At 56.8% G+C, this 12,349-nt stretch carries 23 protein-coding genes; all 23 read right to left on the bottom strand.

Annotated elements, in window-relative coordinates; translation table 11 throughout:
* Nucleotides 1-118 precede the first annotated feature (118 nt).
* A complete protein-coding gene (locus RIN61_RS14275) occupies nt 119-1,558 on the bottom strand; it encodes a catalase (RefSeq protein WP_313852471.1) in 1,440 nt (479 codons plus the stop codon).
* 172 nt (nt 1,559-1,730) lie between these two features.
* Complete coding sequence (gene rplQ / locus RIN61_RS14270) at nt 1,731-2,117, bottom strand: 50S ribosomal protein L17 (RefSeq protein WP_003255451.1); 387 nt, start codon at nt 2,115-2,117, stop codon at nt 1,731-1,733.
* Nucleotides 2,118-2,159: 42 nt separating this feature from the next.
* Entirely contained in the window at nt 2,160-3,161 is a 1,002-nt protein-coding gene (locus tag RIN61_RS14265; protein ID WP_003255452.1) for a DNA-directed RNA polymerase subunit alpha, read from the bottom strand.
* Nucleotides 3,162-3,183: 22 nt separating this feature from the next.
* Nucleotides 3,184-3,804 carry a 30S ribosomal protein S4 gene (gene rpsD / locus RIN61_RS14260; protein WP_003257114.1) on the bottom strand — a complete coding sequence of 207 codons (621 nt, stop codon included), beginning with the start codon at nt 3,802-3,804 and terminating at the stop codon, nt 3,184-3,186.
* A gap of 15 nt (nt 3,805-3,819) precedes the next feature.
* Nucleotides 3,820-4,209, bottom strand: a complete 390-nt coding sequence (gene rpsK, locus RIN61_RS14255; protein ID WP_003255454.1) for a 30S ribosomal protein S11 — start codon at nt 4,207-4,209, stop codon at nt 3,820-3,822.
* An 18-nt stretch (nt 4,210-4,227) separates the two neighbouring features.
* The gene (gene rpsM / locus RIN61_RS14250) at nt 4,228-4,584 is read right to left on the bottom strand and encodes a 30S ribosomal protein S13 (protein ID WP_003257112.1); all 357 of its coding nucleotides are present in this window, start codon (nt 4,582-4,584) and stop codon (nt 4,228-4,230) included.
* Nucleotides 4,585-4,715: 131 nt separating this feature from the next.
* Nucleotides 4,716-4,832, bottom strand: coding sequence for a 50S ribosomal protein L36 (rpmJ, locus tag RIN61_RS14245; protein WP_002555468.1), 117 nt, complete (start codon nt 4,830-4,832; stop codon nt 4,716-4,718).
* A gap of 28 nt (nt 4,833-4,860) precedes the next feature.
* Complete coding sequence (secY, locus tag RIN61_RS14240) at nt 4,861-6,192, bottom strand: preprotein translocase subunit SecY (RefSeq protein WP_003257108.1); 1,332 nt, start codon at nt 6,190-6,192, stop codon at nt 4,861-4,863.
* Nucleotides 6,193-6,627, bottom strand: a complete 435-nt coding sequence (gene rplO / locus RIN61_RS14235) for a 50S ribosomal protein L15 (RefSeq protein ID WP_003257107.1) — start codon at nt 6,625-6,627, stop codon at nt 6,193-6,195. It abuts the gene before it with no gap.
* 3 nt (nt 6,628-6,630) lie between these two features.
* Nucleotides 6,631-6,807, bottom strand: a complete 177-nt coding sequence (gene rpmD, locus RIN61_RS14230) for a 50S ribosomal protein L30 (RefSeq protein WP_003255463.1) — start codon at nt 6,805-6,807, stop codon at nt 6,631-6,633.
* A 2-nt stretch (nt 6,808-6,809) separates the two neighbouring features.
* Nucleotides 6,810-7,310: a 30S ribosomal protein S5 gene (rpsE, locus tag RIN61_RS14225; RefSeq protein ID WP_003255465.1), complete on the bottom strand. Its 501-nt coding sequence runs from the start codon at nt 7,308-7,310 to the stop codon at nt 6,810-6,812.
* Between the two features lie 3 nt (nt 7,311-7,313).
* Nucleotides 7,314-7,664 (bottom strand): 50S ribosomal protein L18, encoded by a 351-nt coding sequence (rplR, locus tag RIN61_RS14220; protein ID WP_009681973.1) that lies wholly within the window; start codon nt 7,662-7,664, stop codon nt 7,314-7,316.
* A 10-nt stretch (nt 7,665-7,674) separates the two neighbouring features.
* The gene (gene rplF / locus RIN61_RS14215) at nt 7,675-8,208 is read right to left on the bottom strand and encodes a 50S ribosomal protein L6 (protein ID WP_009681972.1); all 534 of its coding nucleotides are present in this window, start codon (nt 8,206-8,208) and stop codon (nt 7,675-7,677) included.
* A gap of 12 nt (nt 8,209-8,220) precedes the next feature.
* Entirely contained in the window at nt 8,221-8,613 is a 393-nt protein-coding gene (gene rpsH / locus RIN61_RS14210) for a 30S ribosomal protein S8 (protein WP_009681971.1), read from the bottom strand.
* Nucleotides 8,614-8,822: 209 nt separating this feature from the next.
* Complete coding sequence (gene rpsN, locus RIN61_RS14205) at nt 8,823-9,128, bottom strand: 30S ribosomal protein S14 (RefSeq protein ID WP_110637824.1); 306 nt, start codon at nt 9,126-9,128, stop codon at nt 8,823-8,825.
* A 13-nt stretch (nt 9,129-9,141) separates the two neighbouring features.
* Nucleotides 9,142-9,681 (bottom strand): 50S ribosomal protein L5, encoded by a 540-nt coding sequence (gene rplE, locus RIN61_RS14200; RefSeq protein WP_003255474.1) that lies wholly within the window; start codon nt 9,679-9,681, stop codon nt 9,142-9,144.
* Between the two features lie 20 nt (nt 9,682-9,701).
* Nucleotides 9,702-10,016 carry a 50S ribosomal protein L24 gene (gene rplX / locus RIN61_RS14195; protein ID WP_016715319.1) on the bottom strand — a complete coding sequence of 105 codons (315 nt, stop codon included), beginning with the start codon at nt 10,014-10,016 and terminating at the stop codon, nt 9,702-9,704.
* 11 nt (nt 10,017-10,027) lie between these two features.
* On the bottom strand, nt 10,028-10,396 hold the full coding sequence (rplN, locus tag RIN61_RS14190) for a 50S ribosomal protein L14 (protein ID WP_002555479.1): 369 nt from the start codon (nt 10,394-10,396) through the stop codon (nt 10,028-10,030).
* Between the two features lie 23 nt (nt 10,397-10,419).
* The gene (rpsQ, locus tag RIN61_RS14185; RefSeq protein ID WP_008089812.1) at nt 10,420-10,686 is read right to left on the bottom strand and encodes a 30S ribosomal protein S17; all 267 of its coding nucleotides are present in this window, start codon (nt 10,684-10,686) and stop codon (nt 10,420-10,422) included.
* A gap of 2 nt (nt 10,687-10,688) precedes the next feature.
* Complete coding sequence (rpmC, locus tag RIN61_RS14180) at nt 10,689-10,880, bottom strand: 50S ribosomal protein L29 (protein ID WP_002555481.1); 192 nt, start codon at nt 10,878-10,880, stop codon at nt 10,689-10,691.
* Complete coding sequence (gene rplP / locus RIN61_RS14175) at nt 10,880-11,293, bottom strand: 50S ribosomal protein L16 (RefSeq protein ID WP_003255479.1); 414 nt, start codon at nt 11,291-11,293, stop codon at nt 10,880-10,882. Before rplP ends, rpmC begins: the two co-directional genes overlap by 1 nt.
* 12 nt (nt 11,294-11,305) lie before the next feature.
* Nucleotides 11,306-11,992 (bottom strand): 30S ribosomal protein S3, encoded by a 687-nt coding sequence (gene rpsC / locus RIN61_RS14170; protein WP_003255481.1) that lies wholly within the window; start codon nt 11,990-11,992, stop codon nt 11,306-11,308.
* Between the two features lie 13 nt (nt 11,993-12,005).
* The gene (gene rplV / locus RIN61_RS14165; protein ID WP_003103908.1) at nt 12,006-12,338 is read right to left on the bottom strand and encodes a 50S ribosomal protein L22; all 333 of its coding nucleotides are present in this window, start codon (nt 12,336-12,338) and stop codon (nt 12,006-12,008) included.
* Between the last annotated feature and the right edge of the window lie 11 nt (nt 12,339-12,349).

Genomic DNA, 12,349 nt, shown 5'->3' with positions numbered 1-12,349 from the left:
CCAGCTTTTGCCTGCGGTCACTGAGAACCGCGCAATAAGAAGCAAAAAAACGGTTAAACAGTAGTGATATTCATTGAAAAACCGCCCAAATGAGGGCGGTTCTTCTTATCACTTCGACTTAGGCGAGATTGATGCCCAAAGCCTTGGCAACCCCTTCGCCATAAGCCGGATCGGCCTTGAAGAAGTATTGCAGCTGACGCTGAATCACGTCTTCGCTTACGCCTGCCATGGTGCCGGCAATATTGCTTATCAGCAGGGCTTTCTGCTCATCATTCATCAGCCGGAACAGCGCGCCGGCGTGGCTGTAGTAGTCGGTGTCCTCGCGATGGTCGTAGCGGTCTGCGGAACCCTTCAGGGCCAGTGCGGGCTCGGCATGGCGTGGCGACTGCTTCGGTGCATCGCTGTAGCTGTTAGGCTCATAGTTCGGCGCGCTACCGTAACTGCCGGTAGCCATGGAACCATCACGCTGATAGCTGTTGACCGGGCAACGTGGCGCGTTGACTGGCAGCTGCTGGTGGTTGGTACCGACCCGATAGCGGTGCGCATCTGCGTAGGCGAATACCCGCCCTTGCAGCATGCGGTCTGGCGACAGGCCGACGCCCGGCACCATGTTGCTCGGGCCAAACGCGGCCTGCTCTACCTCTGCAAAGTAGTTGAGCGGGTTACGGTTGAGTTCCAGCACGCCCACTTCAATCAGCGGGTAGTCCTTCTGCGACCAGGTCTTGGTCACGTCAAACGGGTTCTCGTCGCGGCTGGCGGCCTCGGCCTCGCTCATCACTTGAATGCATACGGTCCAGCGTGGGTAATCGCCTCGCTCGATGGCTTCGAACAGGTCACGCTGGGCGTAGTCCGGGTCAGTACCTGCCAGGTGTGCGGCTTCTGCCGGTGCGAGGTTCTTGATGCCTTGCTGGGTCTTGAAGTGCCATTTGACCCAGGTGCGCTCACCTTTGGCATTGATCAGGCTGTAGGTATGGCTACCGAAGCCGTGCATGTGGCGGTAACCGTCCGGGATGCCGCGATCGGAGAACAGAATGGTCACCTGGTGCAGCGCCTCGGGAGAGTGCGACCAGAAGTCCCACATCATCTGGGCGTTCTTCAGGTTCGATTGCGGATGACGCTTCTGCGTATGGATAAAGTCTGGGAATTTCAGCGGGTCGCGGATGAAGAACACAGGCGTGTTGTTCCCGACGATGTCCCAGTTGCCTTCCTCGGTGTAGAACTTGACGGCAAAACCACGAGGATCGCGCTCGGTATCAGCGGAGCCACGCTCGCCACCAACGGTGGAGAAACGCAGGAAGGTTTCGGTCTGCTTGCCAACCTGTTCAAACAACTTGGCACTGGTGTAACCGGTGATATCGCGGGTAACGGTAAAGGTGCCGTAGGCACCCGAGCCTTTTGCGTGTACGCGGCGCTCAGGAATGTTCTCGCGGTTGAAATGGGCGAGCTTCTCGATCAGGTGGAAGTCGTCGAGCAGCAGCGGGCCGCGCGGGCCGGCGGAACGGGAATTCTGGTTGTCTGCTACGGGTGCACCGCTGGCGGTGGTGAGAATCTTGCTCATGGGCTCTCCTTATCGGTCTTCAAGCGCCGGCTAATCGGCTATGGAGAGAGTATTGACGAGCAAGGTTACAAGAACAAATGCATTACATGACTTGTATCAATAGAAATAAACAATGTACCTAGATACAAAAAACCGGGCACTAGGCCCGGTTCTCTGTAGCAGACAGAACGTCTTACTCAGCAGCTTCTACAGCACCGCCGACCGGACGATCAACCAGCTCGACGTACGCCATAGGGGCGTTGTCGCCAGCGCGGAAACCGCACTTCAGGATGCGCAGGTAGCCGCCCTGACGGGTGGCGTAACGCTTGCCCAGGTCGTTGAACAGCTTGCCAACAGCGGACTTCGAACGGGTACGATCGAAGGCCAGACGACGGTTAGCTACGCTGTCTTCCTTGGCCAGGGTGATCAGCGGCTCGGCAACGCGGCGCAGTTCCTTGGCTTTCGGCAGGGTGGTTTTGATCAGCTCGTGCTCGATCAGCGACACTGCCATGTTCTGGAACATAGCCTTGCGGTGAGAGCTGGTGCGGCTCAGGTGACGTCCACTTTTACGATGACGCATGATTCATTCCTTACCAAACACTACGTTCGGTGATTACGACGATCAGGCGGTCGCCTTGTCGTCTTTCTTAAGACTTGCAGGCGGCCAGTTGTCGAGGCGCATGCCGAGAGACAGACCACGAGAGGCCAGGACGTCCTTGATTTCAGTCAGGGACTTCTTGCCCAGGTTAGGAGTCTTCAACAGCTCTACTTCGGTACGCTGAATCAGGTCGCCGATGTAGTAGATGTTCTCCGCCTTGAGGCAGTTGGCCGAACGTACAGTCAGTTCCAGGTCGTCAACCGGACGCAGCAGGATCGGATCGATCTCGTCTTCCTGCTCGACTACGACAGGCTCGCTGTCACCTTTGAGGTCGACGAACGCGGCCAGCTGCTGTTGCAGGATGGTCGCAGCGCGGCGGATAGCCTCTTCAGGATCCAGGGTGCCGTTGGTTTCCAGATCAATGACCAGCTTGTCCAGGTTGGTACGCTGTTCAACACGGGCGTTCTCGACCACATAGGCGATACGACGCACCGGGCTGAACGAAGCGTCCAACTGCAGACGGCCAATGCTACGGCTTTCGTCTTCGTCGGTTTGACGGGAGTCGGCCGGCTCGTAACCACGACCACGAGCTACGGTGAGCTTCATGTTCAGGGCGCCGTTCGACGCCAGGTTCGCGATTACGTGATCGGGGTTGACGATCTCGACATCGTGATCCAGCTGAATATCGGCAGCGGTAACCACCCCCGAACCCTTTTTCGACAAGGTCAGCGTAACTTCGTCACGACCGTGCAGTTTGATAGCCAGGCCTTTCAGGTTCAACAGGATTTCAATGACGTCTTCCTGAACACCTTCGATCGCGGAGTACTCATGGAGTACGCCGTCGATCTCGGCCTCGACTACTGCACAGCCAGGCATGGAGGACAACAGGATGCGGCGCAGCGCGTTGCCCAGGGTATGGCCGAAACCACGCTCGAGAGGCTCGAGCGTGATCTTGGCGCGGGTCGGACTGACTACCTGCACATCAATGTGGCGGGGAGTCAGGAACTCATTTACCGAAATCTGCATGGATGCACCTATTTTCTAGCCCTTACTTGGAGTAGAGCTCGACAATCAGGTTCTCGTTGATGTCGGCAGACAGGTCGCTGCGAGCAGGAACGTTCTTGAAAACGCCCGACTTTTTAGCAGCATCCACGTCAACCCACTCAACGCGGCCACGCTGGGCGCACAGTTCAAGGGCTTGAACAATGCGCAGCTGGTTCAGCGACTTCTCACGAACCGCGACCACGTCACCCGGACGAACTTGGTAGGATGGAATGTTTACAGTCTTACCGTTGACGCTGATCGCTTTGTGCGAAACCAGCTGACGGGACTCGGAACGAGTCGAGCCGAAGCCCATACGGTAGACGACGTTATCCAGACGGCACTCGAGCAGTTGCAGCAGGTTCTCACCGGTTGCGCCTTTTTTCGAGGCTGCAGCCTGGTAGTAACCGCGGAACTGACGCTCCAGAACACCGTAGATACGACGAACTTTTTGCTTCTCGCGCAGCTGGGTACCGTAGTCGGACTGACGGCCACGGCGCTGGCCGTGGATACCTGGGGCTGCTTCGATGTTGCACTTCGATTCCAGAGCGCGAACGCCGCTCTTCAGGAACAGGTCAGTGCCTTCACGACGAGACAGTTTGCATTTTGGACCAATGTAACGTGCCATTTATCTGTCTCCTGATTACACGCGACGCTTCTTCGGCGGACGGCACCCGTTATGCGGGATTGGCGTCACGTCGGTGATGCTGGCGATCTTGTAGCCGCAGCTGTTCAGTGCACGAACGGCGGACTCACGACCTGGACCTGGACCCTTGACGTTAACGTCGAGGTTCTTCAGACCGTATTCCAGCGCAGCTTGACCAGCACGCTCAGCAGCGATCTGGGCTGCGAACGGGGTGGATTTGCGCGAACCACGGAAACCCGAACCACCGGAGGTCGCCCAGGACAAAGCGTTGCCCTGACGGTCGGTGATGGTCACGATGGTGTTGTTGAAAGAGGCATGGATGTGGGCGATGCCATCAACCACTGTCTTTTTGACTTTCTTACGAGGACGAGCAGCAGGTTTTGCCATGTCTATATTCCTGGGCGATTACTTGCGGATCGGCTTACGCGGGCCCTTACGGGTGCGTGCGTTGGTCTTGGTGCGCTGACCGCGAACCGGCAGACCTTTACGATGACGCAGGCCGCGGTAGCAACCCAGGTCCATCAAGCGCTTGATCTTCATGTTGATGTCACGACGCAGGTCACCTTCGGTGGTGAACTTCGCGACTTCGCCACGCAGGGTTTCGATTTGCTCGTCGCTCAGATCCTTGATCTTAGCGGCTGGGTTTACACCAGCGTCTGCACAGATCTTCTGTGCAGTAGTGCGACCGACACCATAGATGTAGGTCAGCGAGATAACAGCATGCTTGTTATCTGGAATGTTGACGCCTGCAATACGGGCCATTCAGTGGGACTCCAATTGACAGCTACCTACGCCCCGGAAGCCAAGAAATAGGGCGCGAGATAATATCGCTGTAGAAACGAATAATCAACCCAGCAGCACACTAGCTGCTGGGTTTGAAGCGCAGATCACACTCAGCCTTGGCGCTGTTTGTGACGCGGTTCCGCGCTGCAGATCACTCGTACGACGCCTTCGCGACGGATGATCTTGCAGTTACGGCACAGCTTTTTCACCGATGCACGAACTTTCATTACCGACTCCTCGAACCTTAGGGGCGTATCAGCGCAGCAGACCGCTGCCACCGTAGCCTTTCAGGTTGGCTTTCTTCATCAGGGATTCGTACTGGTGCGAAACGAGGTGCGATTGTACTTGGGACATGAAGTCCATCACAACCACTACCACAATCAGCAACGAGGTCCCGCCAAGGTAGAACGGCACATTTGCTGCCACCACCAGGAACTGGGGCAGAAGGCAGACGGCCATCATGTAAAGAGCACCGAACATGGTCAGACGGGTCAGAACGCCATCAATGTAGCGCGCCGACTGCTCACCAGGACGGATACCCGGAATAAAGGCACCGGACTTCTTCAGGTTTTCCGCTACGTCTTTCGGGTTGAACATCAACGCTGTGTAGAAGAAGCAGAAGAAAATGATCCCTGCACTAAACAGCAGAATGTTCAACGGCTGACCAGGAGCGATCGACTGCGAGATGTCCTGCAGCCAGCCCATACCTTCGGACTGACCGAACCAGGCACCCAGCGAAGCCGGGAACAGCAGAATGCTGCTCGCGAAAATGGCCGGGATAACCCCCGCCATGTTCACTTTAAGCGGCAGGTGGCTGGTCTGCGCAGCGAAGACCTTGCGGCCCTGCTGACGCTTGGCGTAGTGAACGGCGATACGACGCTGACCACGCTCAATGAACACCACGAAACCGATAATCGCTACTGCCAGCAAACCGATAGCGACCAGGGCGAAAATGTTGATATCGCCTGTGCGCGCAGACTCGAAAGACTGCCCGATTGCTCTCGGAAGACCGGCAACGATACCTGCGAAGATCAACATCGAGATACCGTTGCCCACACCGCGCTCGGTGATCTGCTCGCCCAGCCACATCATGAACATCGCGCCCGCCACGAAGGTGGAGACGGCGACGACATGGAAGCCCAGCCCTACAGAAAACGCCACGCCCTGGTTGGCCAGGCCAATGGACATGCCAATGGCTTGAACCAGTGCCAGGATAACGGTGCCGTAGCGGGTGTACTGGCTGATCTTGCGACGGCCAGCTTCACCTTCCTTCTTCAACTGCTCCAGTTGCGGGCTGACCGCCGTCATCAGCTGCATGATGATCGATGCCGAGATGTACGGCATGATCCCCAGTGCAAAGATGCTCATGCGCTCGAGCGCGCCACCGGAAAACATGTTGAACAAGCTAAGAATGGTCCCCTCATTCTGCCGAAACAGATCCGCCAGACGGTCTGGATTGATGCCAGGAACCGGGATATGCGCACCTATCCGATAGACGATGATCGCCATGAACAGAAAGCGCAGACGAGCCCAGAGTTCCGACATCCCGCCCTTACCGAGCGAAGAGAGAGCACCTTGCTTAGCCATTTATTCCTCGAACTTGCCGCCAGCTGCTTCGATAGCCGCACGCGCACCCTTGGTGGCTGCGATACCCTTGATGGTGACTGCGCGAGTGACTTCGCCAGACAGCATGATTTTCACGCGCTGTACGTTCTGGCCGATCACGTTGGCATCCTTCAGGGATTGCACGGAGATCACGTCGCCTTCCACCTTGGCCAGCTCGGACAGACGCACTTCGGCGCGGTCCATGGCTTTCAGGGAAACGAAGCCGAACTTCGGCAGACGACGGTGCAGCGGCTGTTGACCGCCTTCGAAGCCAGGAGCGATCGAACCACCCGAACGGGAAGTCTGACCTTTGTGGCCACGGCCGCCGGTCTTGCCCAGACCGCTACCGATACCACGACCTGGACGATGCTTCTCGCGACGGGAACCCGGCGCTGGACTCAGATCATTGAGTTTCATCGATTAACCCTCGACCTTCAGCATGTAGTAAGCCTTGTTGATCATCCCGCGGTTCTCGGGAGTATCCTGGACTTCTACAGTGTGACCGATGCGACGCAGACCCAGGCCTTTAACGCACAGCTTGTGGTTAGGCAGACGGCCCGAGACGCTCTTGATCAGCGTTACTTTTACGGTTGCCATGATCAGAAGATCTCCTCGACGCTCTTGCCGCGCTTGGCAGCAATGGATTCAGGAGATTGCATGGCTTTCAGACCCTTGAAGGTGGCGTAAACCACGTTCACAGGGTTGGTCGAACCGTAGCACTTGGCCAGAACGTTCTGAACACCAGCAACTTCCAGGACAGCACGCATTGCGCCACCGGCGATGATACCGGTACCTTCCGAGGCAGGCTGCATGTAAACCTTCGAGGCGCCGTGGGCGGCCTTGGTGGCGTACTGCAGGGTGGTGCCCTTCAGGTCAACCTGGATCATGTTGCGGCGAGCAGCTTCCATGGCTTTCTGGATCGCGGCAGGTACTTCGCGCGACTTGCCACGGCCGAAGCCAACACGACCTTTACCATCACCTACCACGGTCAGCGCGGTGAAGGTGAAGATACGGCCGCCTTTTACGGTTTTGGCAACGCGGTTAACTTGAACCAGCTTCTCGATGTAGCCTTCGTCGCGCTTTTGATCGTTATTTGCCATAACTTAGAACTCCAGCCCGCCTTCACGAGCAGCATCAGCCAGCGCTTTGACGCGGCCATGGTACTTGAAGCCGGAACGGTCAAAGGCAACTTGAGATACACCGGCGGCTTTCGCACGCTCAGCTACCAGCTTGCCAACCTTAGTGGCCGCGTCGATGTTGCCAGTGGCGCCATCACGCAGTTCTTTGTCCAAGGTCGAGGCGCTTGCCAGAACCTTGCTGCCGTCGGCCGAAATGACCTGGGCATAGATGTGCTGCGAGGAGCGGAACACGCACAGGCGCACGACTTCGAGTTCGTGCATCTTGAGGCGTGCTTTGCGAGCGCGACGCAGTCGGATAACTTTTTTGTCGGTCATTTGCTAGGCCCTACTTCTTCTTGGCTTCTTTACGACGGACTACTTCGTCCGCGTAACGCACACCCTTGCCCTTGTAAGGCTCTGGCGGACGGAAGTCGCGGATTTCAGCGGCCACCTGACCCACCAGCTGCTTGTCGATACCCTTGATCAGGATGTCGGTCTGGCTTGGGGTTTCAGCGGTGATGCCGGCTGGCAGTTCGTAGTCCACTGGGTGCGAGAAGCCCAGGGCCAGGTTCAGGACGGTGCCCTTGGCCTGTGCCTTGTAACCAACACCGACCAGCTGGAGCTTGCGCTCGAAGCCTTGGCTTACGCCCTGGACCATGTTGTTCACCAGAGCACGGGTAGTACCGGCCATGGCGCGAGCTTGCTGGTCACCGTTGCGAGCGACGAAACGCAGCTCGCCAGATTCTTCGGTAACTTCAACAGACGAGTGAACGTTCAGTTCGAGAGTGCCTTTGGCACCCTTCACCGAAAGCTGCTGGCCGGCGAATTTGACTTCGACGCCTGCTGGCAGCTTAACGGGGTTCTTAGCGACGCGAGACATGCCTATCTCCCCTTAGAACACTGTGCACAGAACTTCGCCGCCGACACCGGCAGCGCGCGCAGCGCGATCAGTCATCACACCTTTGTTGGTGGAGACGATAGACACGCCCAGGCCGCCACGTACTTTCGGCAGTTCTGCGACGGACTTGTACTGGCGCAGGCCTGGACGGCTGGAGCGCTTCAGTTCCTCGATGACCGGACGGCCTTCGAAGTACTTCAGTTCGATCGACAGGGAAGGCTTGGCCTCACCAGTAACCTGGTAGCCAGCGATGTAACCTTCGTCTTTCAGAACTTTGGCAACCGCGACCTTCAGGGTGGAGGAAGGCATGCTTACGACGGACTTTTCAGCCATCTGGGCATTACGGATGCGAGTTAGCATGTCCGCTAACGGGTCCTGCATACTCATGGGCTAGATGCTCCTGATACAAGAATTATTAGCCTTGCGGCTATCACAACCACCTGAGCGGACAGGGCAAAAAACCCAGGCTCAGGTGAGCCGGTCATTCTAGACACAAGGTAGAAACGAAACAAGCCCCATATAGGGGCTTGTTTGTTGGCGAGGTCACCGGCGGTCGGAAGATTGCTCCCCTTCCGCCGGGATCCAGCCTGCAGTGATTACCAGGAGGCCTTGACCAGACCTGGTACGTCACCGCGCATTGCAGCTTGACGCAGCATGTTACGGCCCAGGCCGAACTTACGGTATACACCGTGAGGACGACCGGTCAGGCGGCAACGGTTGCGCAGGCGCGAGGCGCTAGCGTCACGTGGCTGCTTCTGCAGAGCGACAACGGCAGCGAAACGCTCTTCTGGAGAGGCGTTCTGGTTGACGATGGTCGCTTTCAGCTCAGCACGCTTCTTAGCGAACTTGGCTACCGTGAGCTGACGCTTCAGCTCGCGGTTCTTCATGCTCTTCTTGGCCATTTTCCTACTCCAATCAGTTGCGGAACGGGAACTTGAAAGCACGCAGCAGAGCGCGGCCTTCGTCGTCCGAACGAGCAGTGGTGGTCAGGGTGATGTCCAAACCGCGCAGAGCATCGATCTTGTCGTAGTCGATTTCCGGGAAGATGATCTGCTCTTTCACGCCCATGCTGTAGTTGCCACGACCATCGAAGGACTTGGCATTCAGGCCGCGGAAGTCGCGAACCCGAGGCAGGGAGATCGCCAGCAGGCGGTCCAGGAATTCGTACATCTTGTCGCTACGCAGGGTCACCTTGACGCCGATCGGCCAGCCTTCGCGGACTTTGAAGCCAGCGATGGATTTGCGAGCGAAAGTCACGACCGGCTTTTGACCGGTGATCTTTTCCAGGTCAGCTACTGCGTGCTCGATGACTTTCTTGTCGCCGATCGCTTCGCCCAGACCCATGTTCAGGGTGATCTTGGTAACGCGAGGAACTTCCATCACGTTCGACAGCTTAAGTTCTTCCTTAAGCTTAGGAGCGATTTCGTTCCGGTAAATCTCTTTCAGTCGTGCCATGGTCTTCTACCTAGCAGTGTTCAAGCATCAACCGCTTTTTGGGTCGACTTGAAGACACGAATTTTCTTACCGTCTTCTACTTTGAAACCAACGCGGTCAGCCTTGTTGGTTTCGCCGTTGAAGATGGCAACGTTGGAAGCGTGCAGAGGCGCTTCTTTCTCGACGATACCGCCCTGAACGCCCGCCATCGGGTTAGGCTTGGTATGACGCTTGACCAGGTTCACACCACCAACGACCAGACGGTCATCAGCCAGAACCTTCAGCACCTTACCGCGCTTACCTTTGTCTTTGCCGGCGATCACGATGATCTCGTCGTCACGACGAATCTTTTGCATGTCGGATCTCCTTACAGCACTTCAGGGGCGAGCGAGACGATCTTCATGAACTTCTCGGTACGAAGTTCACGGGTCACTGGCCCGAAGATGCGAGTGCCGATCGGCTCTTGCTTGTTGTTCAGCAGAACAGCAGCGTTGCCGTCGAAACGAATGATGGAACCGTCAGCGCGACGTACACCGTGACGGGTACGGACGACAACAGCGGTCATCACCTGGCCTTTCTTGACCTTACCGCGCGGAATTGCTTCCTTGACGGTTACTTTGATGATGTCACCGATGCCGGCGTAACGGCGGTGCGAACCGCCGAGAACCTTGATGCACATGACGCGACGAGCGCCGCTGTTATCGGCCACATCGAGCATGGATTGAGTCTGAATCATAAAATTTCTCCGACCCCTAGCCCTTAGACTTCAACAGCGCGTTCGAGGACTTCAACCAGTGCCCAGGACTTGGTCTTGGCCAGCGGACGGGTTTCACGGATGGAAACCTTGTCGCCGATCTTGCACTGGTTGGATTCGTCGTGCGCGTGCAGCTTAGTCGAACGCTTAACGTATTTACCGTAGATCGGGTGCTTTACGCGACGCTCGATCAGAACGGTGATGGTCTTGTCCATTTTGTCGCTGACGACACGGCCAGTCAGCGTACGGACGGTTTTTTCAGCTTCAGCCATGATCACTTACCTGCCTGCTGGTTGAGCACAGTTTTCACGCGAGCGATGTCACGCTTAACTTGCGAGAGCAGGTGCGACTGCCCCAACTGGCCAGTTGCTTTCTGCATACGCAGATTGAACTGGTCGCGCAGCAAGCCGAGCAGTTGCTCATTCAGTTGCTGTGCAGATTTTTCACGAAGTTCATTCGCTTTCATCACATCACCGTCCGCTTAACAAAGGAGGTGGCGAGAGGCAGCTTTGCAGCAGCCAGGGCGAAAGCTTCGCGCGCCAGCTCTTCAGAAACACCTTCGATTTCATACAGGACTTTGCCTGGCTGAATCTGGGCAACCCAGTATTCCACGGAGCCCTTACCTTTACCCATACGAACCTCGAGAGGCTTCTTGGAGATCGGCTTGTCCGGGAACACACGGATCCAGATCTTACCGCCACGCTTGACGTGACGGGTCAGCGCACGACGTGCGGACTCGATCTGGCGAGCGGTGAGGCGACCGCGAGCAACAGCTTTCAGGGCGAATTCGCCGAAGCTGACTTTGCTACCGCGCAGTGCCAGACCACGGTTGTGGCCAGTCATCTGCTTGCGGAATTTTGTACGCTTTGGTTGCAACATTTGGCGTACCCCTTACTTAGCAGCTTTTTTACGAGGCGCTGGTGCTTGTGGTTTCAGTTCTTCTTGGCGACCACCAATAACTTCGCCTTTGAAGATCCAAACCTTCACACCGATCACACCGTAGGTGGTGTGAGCTTCGTAGGTGTTGTAGTCGATATCGGCACGCAGGGTGTGCAGAGGCACACGACCTTCGCGATACCACTCGGTACGAGCAATCTCAGCACCGCCGAGACGACCGCTCACCTGGATCTTGATGCCCTTGGCACCAATACGCATGGCGTTCTGTACGGCGCGCTTCATGGCGCGACGGAACATTACGCGGCGTTCCAGCTGCTGAGCTACGCTCTGCGCAACCAGCATAGCGTCGAGTTCCGGCTTGCGGATCTCTTCGATGTTGATGTGCACAGGCACACCCATCTGCTTGGTCAGGTCCTGACGCAGCTTCTCGACATCTTCACCTTTCTTACCGATAACGATACCGGGACGAGCGGTGTGGATGGTGATGCGTGCAGTTTGAGCCGGACGATGAATATCGATACGGCTTACGGACGCGCTTTTTAGTTTGTCTTGGAGGTACTCACGCGTTTTCAGATCCTTCAACAGGTAATCTGCGTAAGTAGCACCGTCTGCGTACCAGACGGAGGTGTGCTCCTTGACGATTCCCAGGCGAATGCCAGTGGGATGTACTTTCTGACCCATCTGATCGACTCCGTTACTTGTCCGCAACCTTGACAGTGATATGGCAAGACCGCTTGACGATGCGATCAGCACGGCCTTTGGCACGTGGCATGATGCGCTTCAGCGAACGCCCTTCGTTGACGAAGACGGTGGAGACCTTCAGGTCATCAACGTCTGCGCCTTCGTTGTGTTCGGCGTTGGCAACGGCCGACTCGAGGACTTTCTTCATGATTTCAGCGGCTTTTTTGCTGCTGAAGGCCAACAGGTTGAGCGCTTCGCCCACCTTCTTCCCGCGGATCTGGTCGGCGACCAAGCGGGCTTTCTGGGCGGAGATGCGAGCGCCCGACAACTTAGCGGCTACTTCCATTTCCTTACCCC

The sequence above is a fragment of the Pseudomonas inefficax genome, assembly GCF_032164165.1.
GTDB lineage: Bacteria > Pseudomonadota > Gammaproteobacteria > Pseudomonadales > Pseudomonadaceae > Aquipseudomonas > Aquipseudomonas inefficax.
The sequence above is the reverse complement of the archived record's forward strand: the minus strand, read 5'-3'. Positions and strand labels throughout refer to the sequence as shown.